Here is a 16,351-nt window from a genome sequence, read left to right on the forward strand (position 1 = left end):
TAAATTCTTATACAAAATGAATAGAGACGTGCCTAGGCACATCTCTATTTCTAATCCTGACTTCCTGGTGGGAACGCCACAGGTACCTTTATTTTCTTTGCTTCACCTTGGTCTACCACATTAATAAATAGTTCTTGGACTACCTCTGGGTGGTCCACGGTTAAGTCAGAAAAAAACACTTCTTTTGTTTCACCAGAGCCCATTTGTTTAATTACATCCATTTTAGACGCTGTCGTCTTGGGAGCAGCTTTAGGGTAGTTGTTAAAGCTAGATTCTAGCTTAGCGGTAATCTTTACATTATTCATTTCACGGTCTGTATTATTTTTTACCGTCACAGCCACATTAAATCTACCATAGATATGTCCAACTTTATCTCCTTCTTTATACATATCTTCTGAAATGAACTGAACCTCTTCAATGGATACATCATACTGGGTTTCATAATCTGTAATAATAGCTGTTAACTCTTGAATCCTCTGATCTTTCTTCTGTATATCATCTTTCAAAGCAGTAACTTCCTTTTTAAATTGCTCCTTTTCCTGTTGAAACATCGCTACTTGATCCCGTAATTTATCAAGTTCAGCACTATTGCATCCCGTCAGTGTCACAGAAAGTAGAATCAATGCCACTACTTTTCTTATGTATTTCACATATCTTCCTCCCTGCTGAAGTTTGTTGTATCACTCAAACACTTGATACCTGGCGATTCTATATCTTATACGATCTGCTAGCTCATGGAGCTCCTCAGGGCTGCCTTTTTCCCATAAAGCTTCAAATTTTTCCTGAAAATCCTTAGCATCCGATTTCTTTCCCATAAGACTTAACATCTGAATATTATTTACAATACTGCTTACTGTATTGGATTTGGTTTCGAATAAGGTCTGTGCATTGATAATTTCATCCCTGATTTGCCACATTTCCATATCAAGTCTTTGGGCGGCCTCAGCAGCAATTTTCAATCGTTCTTTAATATTTTCTGGTATGTTTTCCTTATATTTATAATTCAAAGAATGCTCAATCGTAGCCCAGAAATTCATGGCTAGTGTTCTGATTTGAATTTCTGCCAAAATCTCTTTTTCACCAAAGGCTGACTGCACTGGATACTTAATAATCACATGGTAGCTCTGATATCCACTATCCTTTTTATTCTTTATATAATCCTTCTCATATACGATATATAAATCTTTTCCATCTCTTTGCCGAATGAGCTCCCTTACTTTATAGATATCATCTAAGAACTGACACATGATCCTAATCCCGGCAATGTCTTCGACTTTTTCTTCAATCTCATCTGGGGAAAAACCGTATCGCTTTGCCTTTTCTAAAATGCTAGATACCTTTTTCACTCTCCCAGTAACAAATTCAATGGGGGAATATTCACTGGTTGCCCTTAGCTCATTACGAATTCCTTTTAGCTTTACCTTTAATTCCTCAACCGCTTGCTCATAAGGAATTAAAAATTTATTCCATTGAAGATCTTGCACTATCATCCCCTCCATGCACAATTTACAGTTATTATTTTACCATTTTTTCTGGCATTTGATAATAAAATTGTAACAAGAATGAAGGTATTATTTTCTTTCATACAAAAAAGTGATCTGTAGATTTTGATCACTTTTTTTATAATGCTATATCAGATTAATTTTTATCTTACAATACCAAGGAAAACGATCAATGCACCAAACAGAATTCCACCAAATCCAAGCACCAGTAATTCTCTAAATAGTTTTCCCCTGTCCACTTCGTCTCCAGCCGATGCCATTGCAAGAGCTCCTAGGGTAGATAATGGTGAGTTTGTCACCACATGGGCTCCTAAAATGATGGCGGAAACCAAAGCAGTAGGTGTCACTTGGGCACCTAGTTTTTCAATCAATCCAGGTACAGTCGGAATCAAGGTCGGCATTACAACTCCAGATGCCGAAGATACAGCAGACATCAGGCCTCCGATGATTGTCATAATAGGTGCTGCAGTTCTAGCATTCATAAAGCTAGACAAAGCATCTGTTAATGTTGTAATTCCACCCGCTAAGCTGACAACATTTACAAGTACCCCAACCCCACATACCAATAACAACGTTGACCAAGGTACACTAAGAATTGCTTCTTTTTCATCCGCCGCCCTTATAAGTAGCAGTATCGTTGCTCCTGCAAATCCTACGAGTCCTAGATGTGCTTTAAATACGATGACTGCCACTACAACCAATAGGATAACGAAAATCGTTGCTTTTTGTCTTCCATCGAAGGCTTCTACAGCGCTTTTTGTCCCTTCGGAACGCGATGAAAGCTTTAAGCCCCCAAGGACAATGTATATTACTGCAGCAATAATTACTTGGGCAATAACCATATTATAAAAAATCCTCATCCCCACGTTGGCAAGACCTATTTTTTCTGATAGGGTTACACCAATAATCCCTGTAGGTGCAAGGGGTGACAAACCACCAGCATTAGATCCAGCAATAACCATACCGGCCATTAACAACGCTCCGATTTTTTCCTCATGGGCGACACTCATGGCGATGGGGAGCAGCAAGGCACATACAGCAATATTACCAGGTCCTATGGCCGCAATAACTGTTGCCAAAATAAAAAAGATAATTGGAATCAATTTTTTGTTTCCACCAGCAAGTCTAGCACTTTTTCTAGCAATAAGTACCAATGTTCCATTTACTTTCGCAATACCAAACAATAGGGTAACACCTAATAAGATAAAAAATAGAGAGTTTGGCCATCCTGAAACCAAGGTTGTAAACTTGCCCGTTGGATCTGACAAAGGTATTTCTTTCCCCAGTTTTTCATTCATCTCTAGGACAAAAAAACCCAGAATATACGCACCTGTTATACTTACCAATCCAGTATTGATCCCTCTTTTAAAACCAATATAGATGGCGATAACTAATGCTAATAGAGAAATAATAGCAATCATTCAAATTCCTCTCTTTCTTTTGATAGTTTCCTTAATAAGCAGAAAGATAAACTGCTTTGTTTTGAGACCACTAATGATATTATTTTGAGCTTATTTTATTGAAAGTATGTACGCGACCCTTAGAAAAACATGCTTTGCTTTTCTTCTAACAAAAAATACTCCTCTTTCGAGAAGTAATTTTTGTAATTTATTAAAATTAGATATTCATCCATATGAAGAGCCCATTCATCCATTTCTTTGCAATTTATATGTCATTTTCTACAGAAAATACATTATACTTTTTTTGTTTTCCAAGTACCTCTGTGAAAATAAAACCAAATCATTCCTGCTTCTATCATCACAGATATGGCAATTGCCCACCAAACACCATCGGTTCCCATCTCAAGATTTTTTGCAAGAAAATAGGCCAATGGCAGCTTCACAAGGACATTGGCAAATATAGATGAAACCATGGGTGGAAAAGTATCTCCTGCCCCTTGAAATGCTCCACCATAGACAGTTGGGAAGATTACAAAAATAACACCTATGTATACAATCCGTAAATATTCTATGCCTAGTTGAATCACCTTTTCATCATTGAGAAAAAATTGAATGATATATCGAGGAAAAATCATATAGGGAATTGCAAAGATTGCCATATTGATCATGGCTACCTTTAAACCCTCTCGAATAATTTCATCTGTTTTCTCTAGATCTTTTCTCCCCAAATTTTGTCCTACCATTACAGATACTGCCACTGTAAGTCCCGTTAACAATATAAATGTATAGTTGAACAGTTGTCCCCCTATACCAAAGGCTGCAATCCCTTCTTTTTTTCCCACCTCGCTGACGATCCGAAACATCATCATACCAGTAATGGGTCGAGACACTTGCTGAAGACAAGACCATAGGCCGATTCGTAGTATTCGCAGAGTATCCCTAAGACGTAATCTTCCATAGTTAAAGTACTCCATTAGTCGACCTTCGTGAACCTTCTTCAAATAAATATATGATATCATAAAAAATGCAAAAATATTTGAAAGCACTGTTGCGATAGCCGCACCCTTCACCCCATAATCCAGGCTAAAAATAAAGATTGGATCTAATATTGCGTTCAGAACATTAGCTGCACCAAAAATATACAAAGGCGTTTTGGTATCCCCCAATGCCTGTAGTATGCTGCGAATTGTATAGTTTACAAACACGAAAACCGTACCTAGAAAAATTATATTCAAATATGCTGCTGCACTTTGCAATACACTGGTCTCTGGATTGAACATACCTTGCAAGATTCCATAGGTATTCCAACTACAAACCCAACCAATCCCACTGCCTACTATACCGGCTAATATAATGGATTGACTGCCGATTCTCTTTACCTCATCTTGATTATCTTCACCAAAAGCTCTTGCAACAATAGCTACTGTTCCAGAAGCTACCAATGCACTCATAACAAAAACCACACCTGAAGCTGAGTTGCTAATAGAAGCACCCGCACTTTCAGCTGTACCAATCATAGAAATGAATTTCATATCTACCGTACCTAAAAGAGACTGAAGGATCATCCCTATAATCACAGGCCAGGAGAGGTTCCAGATACTTTTAAGCTCTTTACTCAACTTCATTTTCACAATAATCCCTACCCCATTTTCTATATTAAGAAATCATCCATTTTAGTACGCTTTTAATGACAATTGGTAAAATAGTAATTACACTGATCAGCCTCATTAGATGAAGAATCGCTACTTTCGGTGTATCTGCCCCATAAGCCTCCGACGCCAGCGTCATTTCTGTTATCCCGCCCGGAGCACTACTGAATAGCGCAGTAATTAAGTCCATGCCCGTTGTCTTTGCAACCACAATACCCAGGACAACACTCAATACCATTAATCCCATAAGCATCACGATGGCTGGCAGTGCCATCTCCTTCAACCCATATAGAGTATCCATTGAAAAATTCAATCCCAGCATACCTCCTACGATAATCTGGGCTGCAATCTTAAAATTAGCAGGTATTTCCCCTTTTCCGCACCAAATATGGTAGGCCGCCACTGCAATCATGGCACCAATCATTGCTCCTGCAGGGATCTTTAGCTTCATTCCAACGATACCTCCTGCGCAGGCAACCAATAATGTAATCAAGACTCTTTCCATATATAACCCCCATTCTCTATAATATTATTAAGCTTCGTAAGTCAATCCTTTAGCCTTCAAATCTTGCATATAAATTTTTTTGGACATCCTCATTCTATTATAGCATTTTATCTTAAAAGATTTTTTTGTTTTTTAGGAGATTATTGATAGAACTAATGATTAGGCATAGTATTATAAGGGTAATCTATAATTAATCCAATTAAGGTGATATAAGGAGGTTATTTTATGAGAATCACTATTCAATACTGTACAGGCTGAGGCTATCTTCCAAAAGCCATAGGTTTGGCTGAGAACTTGCTTCATATCCATAAAAATAGCATCGCATCCTTAAATATTATACCTTCTTCCGGCGGTGTATTTGAGGTTATGGTAGATGACAATCTCGTCTTTTCCAAGAAAGATTTGGGCCGTTTCCCAGAAGAAAATGAAGTGGAAAATAAGATAAAAAAATAAGTCTTGCATATAGCAAGACTTATTTTTTTATCTTACAACCCCTTTTTTCCCATGTAGGAAGCCAGATCAATTACTCTATTTGAATAGCCCCATTCGTTATCATACCAAGCAACTATCTTCAGCATATTCTCCCCCACCATCATAGTTGAGGGTGCATCGATGATGGATGATCGATAATCCTTCTTAAAGTCAATGGAAACCAAAGGTTCTTCGCAATAACCCAGAATCCCATGTAGGGAACCTGCAGCAGCTTCTTTTAGTTTTTGATTGACTTCCTCCGCTGAAGTATTTTTCTCAAGCTCCACCACCAAATCCACTACAGATACTACTGGAATTGGAACGCGCATGGCCATGCCATTCAATTTCCCTTTTAGTTCAGGAATGACCAAGCCAATAGCTTTGGCGGCTCCTGTCGATGTAGGTATAATCGACTCTCCTGCAGCCCTTGCTCTCCGTAAATCTTTATGGGGCAGGTCCAGTATTCTCTGGTCATTGGTATAGGCGTGAACGGTTGTCATGAGTCCCTTTAGGATGTTAAAGTTCTCATGGATCACCTTGGCCGCTGGTGCGAGACAATTGGTTGTACAAGACGCATTGGATACAACATGATGAGTCTCAGCATTATATTGCGTATGATTCACACCCATAACGATAGTAATGTCTTCATTCTTTCCTGGAGCGGAAATGATTACCTTTTTCGCGCCGCCCTCAAGATGTTTCATGGCTTTTTCTTTATCCGTAAATATCCCTGTGGATTCCACAACAATATCTACACCCATTTCTTTCCAAGGAATTTGTGCTGGATCTCTATACGCTGTGAAAGCGATTTCCTTATCGCCTATGATGATAGATTGATCTGTAGCTTTTACTTCCTGAGGTAATATACCATATAAAGAATCATATTTGAAAATATGCGCATGTTCCTTCGGCCCACTCGTACTATTGATTGCCACGATTTCTATATCTTCTTCTCTTTCCAACCAGGCTTTTAATACATTTTTTCCTATCCTTCCAAAACCATTAATACCTATTTTGATTGACATATTAATCCCCTTCCTGATATTAGTATATGATTATAAATATAATATGTATCAATTTGTATGTCATATTGCTTATTGTGATATACTGCATTCATATATTAACATAATTAAGCTATATTGTATACACCATTATGCTACTTTTACTTTTTTTTAATAATTTTGTCGAAGTAGCATTTTTAACCTACCTGTTGTTCCAACATGGATCCTTTTTTCTACAACCTAGTTATTTACTCTTTTCATAAAATCAACTTCGTTTCTTTGACAGCTTTTTTCACGGAGATTCAGCAAATATTTTAGATCATTTTTTCATTGAAAAAAGTCTGTCAGATTTCTTATGTACAAAAATCGCCATAAATTTTCTCCCCATCGAAAATGCTGTGGTTTTTTGTTTATTAACTTGTCCAAATTTTATGTAAACTCCCCGGGACCATTAAGAGAAAAAAGAAAAAGATTACCATAGTCCCCGAGCATTCTCCTAAGGATTATCGCAATCTTTCTACATTTCTCTTCATTCGATATTTTATTTTTATCGGTGTTTTTCTCTTAATGCTCTTCCATGTAAATAATCAAACCGTTTCCCTTGAAATGAGTCTAATTCTGCCATAGCTTCATCAATACGATCCTTAATCTTCCACCAGCTTGTATTCCAATTACAGAAGAGACTATTTTCTTCTGGTGCCCTGCCAATTAAACGCTGCACCACCACCTCCGGGCGTAAATATTCAAGAAACAGGATTACTCGATGGACATATTCCTCCATGGAGATGATCTCAAACTCTCTCTGTTCATACATCTTGCCCATCACTGTATCCCTGCGAATATATAATGAATGAAGTTTTACTTGTTCAATCCCAAGGGCAGAGAGGAATTTTGCATCCTCAATCACATCCGCTTCATCGTCCCATGGTAAATTTAAAATTAAATGAACACAAGTCTCCAATCCGTAATTTTTTATTCTCAATACTGCATCAAGGAATTCTGCCAAGGTGTGCCCCCGGTTTATCTTTTTCAAAGTGTGATAATTTACAGTTTGCAATCCCAATTCGATGGTAATCGTTAAGTTATAACGTATTTTTAATTCTTGAAGATATTTCAAATAATCATCATGAATGCAATCTGGTCGGGTAGAAATGGCGATTTCAACCACATCCTCCCTGCATGCTTCTGCCATGTATTTTTCGAAATCCATCAATGATAGATATGTGTTGGTATAGTTTTGAAAATAGGCAATAAATTTCTGAGCCTTATATTTTTTCCGTATATAAGCGATGTTGGTCTCCAATTGTTCTGCAACCGGGATAAATTTGGAGAGTGTTTCAAATCCTGCCCCCTCTTCTCCACAAAAAATACATCCACCACAGCCTGCTGTTCCATCCCTATTGGGGCATGTTACAGGAAGGTTTATTGGAATTTTGTATACTTTTTCTCCATATCGTTCTCTTAAATATTGGGAATATACCCGATATCTTTCTTTGCTGTCCATTTACATATCCCCTTATTTTATTGTTTAAGTTTCTTTATCTGCATAATATTCATTTTGTCCAAATAGCAAAATAATAATTGCCCATGATTGCAGAAGTGCATCCCCCTAGGGGATGCACTTCCTTCTATTATACAACTTTTTTCTTCAATTTAGCAGGGACCACTTCAAAAATAACATTCTCATGCAAACGTTTTCCTAGGCTGCTTATAATGCTATTTTCCTCGTAATCTCCTCCGGCTTCGCCCATTACAATGATATCAATATTATTTTTTTCTACCTGCTCCTTTAGGGTGGTTAAGACATCATTCGATCGAAGTACCGTTAAGTTGGCCCCATGGGCTTTTGATTTTTCAAAAAGATACTCCAAAGCATCTCCTTCTTTTGATTTACCAAGGAAATTCCAACCTTCTTGTGTTACATGAACTACAAACAGTTGGCCTTCATAGGCATCTCTTAATTCTGCGCCTCTTCGGATTAATCTTTCACATGTCTTCTGTTGTGTAACGCATACCATCACATTCTTTGCTGATTTCATGTATAGACTCCTTTCAAATGGTAAGAGTAACCCATATACTTTATCTTATACCCATTTACAAGCATATATCACAATAATCTCCATTCAATTTTTATTATACTATAGAATGAATCACTTTTGTCATGTATACATGAAAAACATCCATAGGATTTATGAACCCTTAAACACCTTAAGCCCCCTTAAGGGGGCTTAAATTATACAACCGCAGCCAGCAAAAGCATCTCTTCATTGTCATTATAAATCTTATCGAATTGTTGAATCGGCAACGGATTTCTTCCTCTTCCTACTTCGATGGTGTATCCAGGCCTTCTATATTCCTGAATAAACCAGTCCTTATAACCAGCATAGGATGCAATACCATAGGTTACATCTAATAGGTACCCACTGACTTGAGAAAATAGTTCTCCAATTCTTCTAGCTACAGGTGGTGCCATATTTTGAAAATTCCAATAGATAACCTCTCCTTGACTGTGATATGCCAGGACAAGCCTGAAGTTGTGATTTCTTGTAAAATCAGCCACAGTCTTTGACTCGGGTTCTGATTCTGGATAGGGTCCTGAATACCTTGTTGGACCTGGGCCTGTAATGCCATATTGAGCTTCTGCCTCTTTGGATCGCTGCCAAAGAGCATTATAGTTATGGTTTAAGTCTACACCTCGAATGTTAGCCTGCCATACCTGAGAAAAGTTGGTACTTCCATTATTCCAGCGGATCAAGTCATTATAATATGGATTGTCAGGCTGTAAACCATTTAATACGAGATCAACACCATCTGGATTCACCATGGGTATAATGTAAATGCTACTTTGATCCCAGATATCTCTGACGTCATAACCTCGAATACTTCTCTCTTCAACATAAGCCTTTGAAAAGTTCTCAATAAACTTCATTAAAAGAGGGGAAGTAATCCATTCTAGTGCATGATGGGCACCATTATAAAATACTTGGTTGGGCCCATTGCCAATCTTAATATAATAAAGGTTTTTCCCTAATACACTCTTACCAGCTATGCCCACTTCTAAAAAGGGATATCGAGCTTTTAACCCTTGAATATCTCTTTCCATGATCTCATAGGTGTAATCAATATTGGTATCCACCACATCTATGCCAAAAGGAATAATGACTTGCTGACCTATTCGCAAATTATATGGATTAAGTCCAGGGTTAGCTGCTACAATTCTAGCTGTACTTGTGTAAAACCTCCTCGCTAGATTATATATGGTATCTCCAGCTTGGATTGTATATCGCCTATAGCCCAACAAAAATGGCTCCAGAAAACGATAGGTATTGGGACCAATAATGCCATCCGGCGTTAATCCATTATCTCTTTGAAAAGCAATAACTGCCTGCTGGGTTTGAGGTCCAAAGATGCCATCAATGCTCCCGGGATAATATCCTATTTTTTGAAGGAGCGCCTGGATTTCCATGACATCTGTCCCTCTCATTCCTAATCTTAAGACTCTCAATCATATCACCTCACATACTTTACTAATATCATTTTATCGTAGGAGGTTTTGTTTGGTGTCTTTATTTTTGACTCGTACAGCTAGATGTGCTCATAATTCTCAATATATTATATTTTAGAAAATATGATATACTAACAATGTGAAAGCAATCAAGGAGGGTTACCATGAAACGATGTACAAAAGTCATTCAACTAACAGGATACTTTTTCACAAAGGAGTATGAAAAAAAGAAAAAAAATAAGGTCAAAGTTCGGGAATTGAAAGAAGATACCGTAGCCAAGTACTTTCTTGAGGGAGATACAGAAATACTTGTTTATTTTTTTGAAACAGATCGTGAGGTACTCGTCACGCCAGAAAGCAGCCCTGAAGACATCAAACGGTATTTAGGGGAGAAATTTTTACAAAAATAGCTAGTCATGAACGACTAGCTATTCTTACGAAATCCAAAAAATAATTGTTCAAATCCCGTTGTCTCTTGAGACATAGGATACATATCTACGTTGGTAATCTGCCACCCTTCGTCCCCATGCAAAGCGTTCTTTGCGAAAATGGACACCTCTACCGATTCATTTATCTCTTTTCCTTGTACTTCTTGACGATAATCAGCAATCACGCGCATCTGGCTATACATGGTTTCATCTTCTTCTCGAAAGACCATAGCCACATCTTTTATTTCTTTGATTTTGACATCTGAAATAATTTTGTTTTCAAGAACAAATGCTTTATTTTCTTCATAATTATCAAACAAATATGGAATTCTAAAATTTAAGGAAAAGGCCAATCCATATCGACTAGGCTCATAATTATCATATTGAAAACTCTGCCAGTGTTCAAAGGTCCACTGCACATGTCTCAGCATTTCATCTTTTAGAACTTCCTCGTCCGTCTCATGGTCATCCTCTACATGCATGCTCAGTACTTCACCTGTAAAAGCATTGATAATCAATGCATATGTCAACTGGCTTTTTTCTTCCCTGTAGTGAAGCTCCCAAATAGGCTGCTCTTCTGTGGCTTCAATAACTTCTTCTAGTTTAAGCTTTACATCCCCTAAAGCCTTCAGCTCTGGATGGGCCTCTGCGATCTTAAGGGCTTCTTCTCGCTCAATCATTCCTCCCTTTTCATTGGCGGATGGCTTGATTGCCCCATTAAAATCCTCTTGAGACTTGCTACATCCAACGCTCATTACACCAATGATCAGTAGCATCATCAAACAAAGTATTTTCTTCAAAACCTTCGCTCCTTACCTTTTTAAGAGTTTAAAAGATGAAATATATTCATGACCCTGAATGAGATCATGTTCCTGCCTTTTAAATACACCTGGTATATCATAGGCCTGACAAGCTATTTCTAGATGCTTCATGGCAATACCTAGGTCGATTCGATGCATTTTCGTATCCTCGCTGGACTTCACCGAAATATTGGATTTTGCATATAGATCAATCCTATCTTCTTTAAAAATCATGCGCCAAGGCTGTAAATTTACTGCTGAGGGCGCCAATCGCACGCATGCAAGTATTTCCTGCCACAAGGGATTTTGTTCAAGAAATTCATTTATATTTTTACCAAGTTCTTGATGAAAGGCAATCTCTTCAATCATCTTACGTTTGGCAAAACCCGCAAAGTTTCGAACAGCTTCCCCCCACATCCCTCTTTTTTCATAACCAAAGGCAATAATCACCACGGCCTTTTCTCCTGCAGCCATAGAAATAACCCTCTTAATTAATTCACGATCAAAGAAACCACCTATCCAGCATGTTCCCAATCCTAAGGCTGTCATTCCGAGCACAATCTCTTCCATTGTATAACCCACGTTTTCATGGTAGCCTTCTTTTGTTTCAGAAATAACCACTAGATAATGGGGTGATTTCACCTTCCCGTAGCTGCCTAAAAAACCATTCATGACCTGATGAATTTTTGTACCATCTTGGACCACTTCAATTCGGAGTCCTATATCATTATATAATACTTTTGCAGTATTTACGCAATCCCTCACTTTTTGGAATAATGTTTCGTCAATATCTTGTGCTTCATATTGTCGTACTGATTTTCTATTCTTTATGGCCTCTAACATGCCATTCCCTCCTCAAACTCTTTATATATTTTATTTCGAGATAGATGTATAAATTCCTTTGATGAATTGGCATGTTAAGAAGATTTCATAATCAATCAAAAAGATCTCACAGTTTCTAAACTGTGAGATCTTTCAAGTTTTTATAATCTAACTACATTGGCAGCCTGTGGTCCCCGATCTCCCTGAACAATTTCAAATTGGACTCTTTGACCTTCATTCAAGCTTTTATATCCTTCACCAGTGATGGCCGTATAGTGTACAAAAACATCTGGCTCTCCAGCCACTTCTATAAAGCCAAATCCCTTGTCATTGTTAAACCACTTTACTGTTCCTTCTTTCATTTTACAAACTCCTCCTAATGCGTCTTACTAGACAATAATTTACAGTTTTTTATATCTCTTATTATTACCCTTTCCATAGAAAATAAACCCATATCTATATTTTTTTCTACATGAATGGCGGATGTATTAATATGGATACAATGTTAATAAACAATGATTCTAATTCTGTAAAGATGTTGAGAGGATGATATGATGAATTCAGCAAATCTCAAAGCTGTAGTATTGTCAAACGAGATCAGTCTAAATAAAATTGCAGAGCACTTTGGCATTCACAAAAAATTCAAGTGGGAAGATCCCCTCTTTCTCAATGAAAACTTCTTAAAGGGTATTTTAAAAGAACCGGCAAATAAACTGGTATATATCTATCATTTTGGCAGTATTGTTTTTATTAATCTAACGCACCATGAGATTATGGATATCATTAATTATTTAAAACGAATTGAGAAAAGCTTAAACAACCACGCTTCTTTTTCTTTCGTCGATGATTATCGAATTGATCTTGGTATAGAAGACTCCTTTTCCATTGGTAATGAATTTATGATTGTCCCAGAGGTAAAGAACTATTACTTAGAAATCGTTGCTACAGTTCTTGCAAAATCCGTGGCTTTAGAAAAAATCGAAGCTGGATTAGAGATTCTATCTGATGAAATCGAAGATATCATGGATTTCTTAGCAAAGGGCCAATTAAAGCTATCAGAAGAAAAGCTAGCTAAAATTTGGTCACGCATCTTAGGTTTTAAATACAATACCATCTCTTATATCATGCTTCTGGACAAGCCAGAAATCACTTGGAATAATGATGAAGCAGCCCAACTTTTTAGTCAATTAAGTGAGTTGTTTGAACTAGAAGATCGCTATGGAAACATTCGTCATAAAACAGAGATCCTCGGTGATATCACCGAGGCCTTTGGTAGCTTAACCCATGCAAAGCGGAGCAACCGTTTGGAATGGATGATTATCTTCTTGATTCTATTTGAGATCTTATTTAGTCTTGGGGAAAAACTATTTCATGCATTGCGCTAAACGATCTCTAATGATATCTGCTTATTTTTCTTTACAAATAAAATCTATATAATACGCTTTGTTTTGTATAACAATTTTATATCCTTTGTATTGAAGCTCAAAGTTCAGAAAATGGGATTGCAAATCAATATTTCTTAGGAAATGTACCGTGGCAGTATGGCTATCCTCATGGTCCCAGAACCTTATCAAAATACCCTTTACCTTTGGTAACTGTAACCTTGATATGGGGTTTCCATTGCTCGAAGGTAAAAAAAGGTTAATGACTCGGTCATCCATATCCATATAAAGATCTAGATCCCCCTGTTCTTCTCGAAGCACTCTAACTTCGTAATCACTTTCAAGCTCAAAATCACCTTTTTTATAATTCATCTATTGCTCCAACCTTTCTCTTTTATTCCTTGCAATATAAAATAGGGCTTATGGCCCTATTTTACGCAACAGTATACTCTTTTAATTCCTCAGGCAAATCGTAATCATCGCAGCTTACACTCAAAACAAAATCTATATCAAACCTTTGGGAAAGCGTTTTTATCTCCTTCAAAACACTGGACAACTCATCAATACAAATATTTCCGATTTTCATCAACCCATCAATAAATATTGTTCGGATATCGTGATCTTCAGAAATGACACCACATAAAAATCCTAAAAATCCTTTTGTATCGTTGATAGGGTATTCATGTAAACTAATAAATCGAACTTGATGCTTCAGATCGTACATATGCCGATTGTCATCATCAATAAAGACTATATTGCCTTTCTCTTGAGATGCCAGATTGTTCGCCATTTCAATCATGCATTTCGTCTTGCCAGTACCTAGTCCTCCGGTAATTAATTTAACCATTTTAATCTCCCCCTTTGGAATTATTGAGTACTTACCATAAAGAATATATTATATATTCATAATATTCTTTACAGTATTATTCTATAACCCACTGAAAAATCCTTCCTGAAAATATATTATTTCATCAAAACAGCGACATTTTTTTACAAATTATTTATCCTTGACGATTACTCTGTTCCTTCATATATCTTCTTCTCAATTGCCCGCAAGCCGCATTGATATCACTGCCTAACTCTCTTCGGATGGTAGCTTCTACTCCATGTTTTTTCAAAATGCTTTGAAACTTCCGAACCCGATCCAGCTGCGCTGATTCATATTCTCTTTCATCGACTTTGTTTAGTGGAATTAGATTTACATGACATAATAATCCCCTAATTCGCCCTGCTAGTTCCGAAGCATGCTTTTCTGAATCGTTCACATCTCGAATCATGGCATATTCAAAGGTTATCCTGCGCCCTGTTTGCCCCACATAGTACTTACAAGCCTTTAGTAGCTCTTCAATGGGATATTTTCTATTCACAGGCATCATTGTGTTTCTTAATATATCATTGGGTGCGTGCAGAGAAATCGCCAAGGTAACTTGTATTTTTCGATCTGCCAAATCCATCATTTTAGGAACAAGTCCACACGTAGATATGGTGATGCTCCTTAATCCAATATTTAGCCCTTCCGGGTGATTAACCAAAGCTAAAAACTTCAATACTTCCTCATAGTTATCCAAAGGTTCACCGCTCCCCATGAGAACCACATTGGAAACTCGATCTCCGATATCTCGTTGAATGGCGATGATTTGATCTAAAATTTCCCCTGCCGTCAGGTTCCGAACAACGCCCTCTAGGGTAGATGCACAGAATGTACATCCCATCCGACAACCCACCTGACAAGATACACATACGGTATTTCCATGTTCATATCGCATGAGTACACTTTCTATGATGTTCCCATCTTCTAAAACAAATAAATATTTTCTAGTTCCATCTACTTTTGAAATCAAAACACTCTCTGTTTTTAAATTTCCGATGTAGGCTTTCTGTTGCATCTTCTCCCGTAGTTCCTTTGATAGATTGGTCATCTCCTCTATGGTTATGGTACCCTTATGTATCCACTGAAAAATCTGCTTTCCACGAAATTTCTTTTCACCCAGACTTTCTAAGAATCCCTCAAGTTCTTCTAGTGTATAATTTTTCAAATCAATTTTTTCCATCTGTCTTACTCCTTGTCTATCCATCTTTATATTATTATTTCCTTTGTTGTATAAACAAAAACCTTAGGAAAGAATCTTTCCCAAGGTTTTATTCCTATTCCTCATACTCTTCTTTTTTGTCCTTTATGGCCTCATAAACCTCATCAAGAATGAGCCTATGTTTTCCTAAAATTGCAGCTAACAGGCTCTCCATTCCATCTTGAGAATCCATAAATTCAAAAGACACTTCCCAAACAGGATTATATCCCTCTGACTCTTCAATAGATAAGACAGTCTCTTTCATAACATCCATGTCATAATAATCAAGGACAGCATCGTATTCCCAATCATCTACGTCTCGATCCGTTGTGAGTTTTAGAAACACCAAGTCCTGCTCTTCTTTATGTATCAAATAAATACCTTCGACCAAGTTACCATGCTCCTGGATCGTATAACTTCCGACCTCATTGGAAAATACACCCGTCTCAGGATCTTTTTCCATCAACATCAACACCAAAGCTTCCAACACTGTTTCCTCCTAGATTCTATTCTACATCAAAAAGGGATTCATATTCTTCTAACACTCTTTCGAATTCATCATCATCGTCAACAACCACATATTCTTCTTTGCCATCTACTTCAACAACTTTATAGACATAGGCATCATCCTCGTCTCCTACGGGTGCTAGAAGAGCATATCGGTCATCCTCCAGCTCCACATAATCAACTACTTCAAATTCCACATCTTTTCCGTCCTCATCTACGAAGGTTACAATTTTTTTCTCTTCCATGGTAATCCACCTTTCCTGTTTCTGTATAATGATTATACCTATAAACTGTCCAGAGGTCTAGTAAA

At 37.3% G+C, this 16,351-nt stretch carries 20 protein-coding genes; 3 read left to right on the top strand and 17 right to left on the bottom strand.

Annotation, left to right across the window (positions count from 1 at the left end; all coding sequences use genetic code 11):
* Window positions 1–50: 50 nt before the first annotated feature.
* From HNQ80_RS18685 to HNQ80_RS18705, 5 genes are all read right to left on the bottom strand, one after another.
* Window positions 51–650 (bottom strand): kinetochore Spc7 family protein, encoded by a 600-nt coding sequence (locus tag HNQ80_RS18685; RefSeq protein WP_184312203.1) that lies wholly within the window; start codon window positions 648–650, stop codon window positions 51–53.
* 30 nt (window positions 651–680) lie between these two features.
* Entirely contained in the window at window positions 681–1,484 is an 804-nt protein-coding gene (locus tag HNQ80_RS18690; protein WP_184312204.1) for a GTP pyrophosphokinase, read from the bottom strand.
* Window positions 1,485–1,645: 161 nt separating this feature from the next.
* Entirely contained in the window at window positions 1,646–2,923 is a 1,278-nt protein-coding gene (locus tag HNQ80_RS18695) for an ArsB/NhaD family transporter (RefSeq protein ID WP_184312205.1), read from the bottom strand.
* 272 nt (window positions 2,924–3,195) lie between these two features.
* On the bottom strand, window positions 3,196–4,527 hold the full coding sequence (locus tag HNQ80_RS18700; RefSeq protein WP_184312251.1) for an MATE family efflux transporter: 1,332 nt from the start codon (window positions 4,525–4,527) through the stop codon (window positions 3,196–3,198).
* Window positions 4,528–4,558: 31 nt separating this feature from the next.
* On the bottom strand, window positions 4,559–5,056 hold the full coding sequence (locus HNQ80_RS18705) for an AbrB family transcriptional regulator (protein ID WP_184312206.1): 498 nt from the start codon (window positions 5,054–5,056) through the stop codon (window positions 4,559–4,561).
* Between the two features lie 225 nt (window positions 5,057–5,281).
* On the opposite strand from HNQ80_RS18705, the gene HNQ80_RS18710 reads away from it, so the two are divergent.
* Entirely contained in the window at window positions 5,282–5,509 is a 228-nt protein-coding gene (locus HNQ80_RS18710; RefSeq protein ID WP_184312207.1) for a SelT/SelW/SelH family (seleno)protein, read from the top strand.
* 32 nt (window positions 5,510–5,541) lie between these two features.
* On the opposite strand, the gene gap is transcribed toward HNQ80_RS18710, so the two are convergent.
* From gap to HNQ80_RS18730, 4 genes are all read right to left on the bottom strand, one after another.
* Window positions 5,542–6,552, bottom strand: coding sequence for a type I glyceraldehyde-3-phosphate dehydrogenase (gene gap, locus HNQ80_RS18715; RefSeq protein ID WP_184312208.1), 1,011 nt, complete (start codon window positions 6,550–6,552; stop codon window positions 5,542–5,544).
* Between the two features lie 523 nt (window positions 6,553–7,075).
* A complete protein-coding gene (locus tag HNQ80_RS18720; protein WP_184312209.1) occupies window positions 7,076–8,032 on the bottom strand; it encodes a TIGR01212 family radical SAM protein in 957 nt (318 codons plus the stop codon).
* 127 nt (window positions 8,033–8,159) lie between these two features.
* Entirely contained in the window at window positions 8,160–8,567 is a 408-nt protein-coding gene (locus HNQ80_RS18725; protein ID WP_184312210.1) for a universal stress protein, read from the bottom strand.
* 194 nt (window positions 8,568–8,761) lie between these two features.
* Window positions 8,762–10,012 carry a M14 family metallopeptidase gene (locus HNQ80_RS18730; protein WP_330602953.1) on the bottom strand — a complete coding sequence of 417 codons (1,251 nt, stop codon included), beginning with the start codon at window positions 10,010–10,012 and terminating at the stop codon, window positions 8,762–8,764.
* Window positions 10,013–10,197: 185 nt separating this feature from the next.
* On the opposite strand from HNQ80_RS18730, the gene HNQ80_RS18735 reads away from it, so the two are divergent.
* A complete protein-coding gene (locus HNQ80_RS18735) occupies window positions 10,198–10,443 on the top strand; it encodes a hypothetical protein (RefSeq protein ID WP_184312212.1) in 246 nt (81 codons plus the stop codon).
* A gap of 14 nt (window positions 10,444–10,457) precedes the next feature.
* Here the strand turns inward: HNQ80_RS18735 and HNQ80_RS18740 are convergent, their stop codons facing one another.
* The 3 genes from HNQ80_RS18740 to HNQ80_RS18750 all read right to left on the bottom strand — a co-directional run bounded on the left by HNQ80_RS18740 (window position 10,458) and on the right by HNQ80_RS18750 (window position 12,445).
* Entirely contained in the window at window positions 10,458–11,261 is an 804-nt protein-coding gene (locus tag HNQ80_RS18740) for a PepSY domain-containing protein (protein WP_184312213.1), read from the bottom strand.
* Window positions 11,262–11,273: 12 nt separating this feature from the next.
* Entirely contained in the window at window positions 11,274–12,104 is an 831-nt protein-coding gene (locus tag HNQ80_RS18745; RefSeq protein WP_184312214.1) for a nitroreductase family protein, read from the bottom strand.
* Between the two features lie 140 nt (window positions 12,105–12,244).
* Window positions 12,245–12,445 (bottom strand): cold-shock protein, encoded by a 201-nt coding sequence (locus HNQ80_RS18750; RefSeq protein WP_184312215.1) that lies wholly within the window; start codon window positions 12,443–12,445, stop codon window positions 12,245–12,247.
* 192 nt (window positions 12,446–12,637) lie between these two features.
* Between HNQ80_RS18750 and HNQ80_RS18755 the strand changes: the two genes are divergently transcribed.
* Complete coding sequence (locus HNQ80_RS18755) at window positions 12,638–13,468, top strand: RMD1 family protein (protein ID WP_184312216.1); 831 nt, start codon at window positions 12,638–12,640, stop codon at window positions 13,466–13,468.
* A gap of 21 nt (window positions 13,469–13,489) precedes the next feature.
* Here the strand turns inward: HNQ80_RS18755 and HNQ80_RS18760 are convergent, their stop codons facing one another.
* The 5 genes from HNQ80_RS18760 to HNQ80_RS18780 all read right to left on the bottom strand — a co-directional run bounded on the left by HNQ80_RS18760 (window position 13,490) and on the right by HNQ80_RS18780 (window position 16,286).
* Entirely contained in the window at window positions 13,490–13,837 is a 348-nt protein-coding gene (locus HNQ80_RS18760) for a hypothetical protein (protein ID WP_184312217.1), read from the bottom strand.
* A gap of 61 nt (window positions 13,838–13,898) precedes the next feature.
* Window positions 13,899–14,312, bottom strand: a complete 414-nt coding sequence (locus tag HNQ80_RS18765) for a hypothetical protein (protein ID WP_184312218.1) — start codon at window positions 14,310–14,312, stop codon at window positions 13,899–13,901.
* Between the two features lie 154 nt (window positions 14,313–14,466).
* A complete protein-coding gene (rlmN, locus tag HNQ80_RS18770; protein ID WP_184312219.1) occupies window positions 14,467–15,516 on the bottom strand; it encodes a 23S rRNA (adenine(2503)-C(2))-methyltransferase RlmN in 1,050 nt (349 codons plus the stop codon).
* A 94-nt stretch (window positions 15,517–15,610) separates the two neighbouring features.
* Window positions 15,611–16,021 carry a DUF6762 family protein gene (locus HNQ80_RS18775; protein WP_184312220.1) on the bottom strand — a complete coding sequence of 137 codons (411 nt, stop codon included), beginning with the start codon at window positions 16,019–16,021 and terminating at the stop codon, window positions 15,611–15,613.
* A gap of 19 nt (window positions 16,022–16,040) precedes the next feature.
* Window positions 16,041–16,286 carry a DUF1292 domain-containing protein gene (locus HNQ80_RS18780; protein ID WP_184312221.1) on the bottom strand — a complete coding sequence of 82 codons (246 nt, stop codon included), beginning with the start codon at window positions 16,284–16,286 and terminating at the stop codon, window positions 16,041–16,043.
* Window positions 16,287–16,351 lie beyond the last annotated feature (65 nt).

Origin of the sequence: Anaerosolibacter carboniphilus, from assembly GCF_014205875.1 — a bacterium.
Classification (GTDB): domain Bacteria; phylum Bacillota; class Clostridia; order Peptostreptococcales; family Thermotaleaceae; genus Anaerosolibacter; species Anaerosolibacter carboniphilus.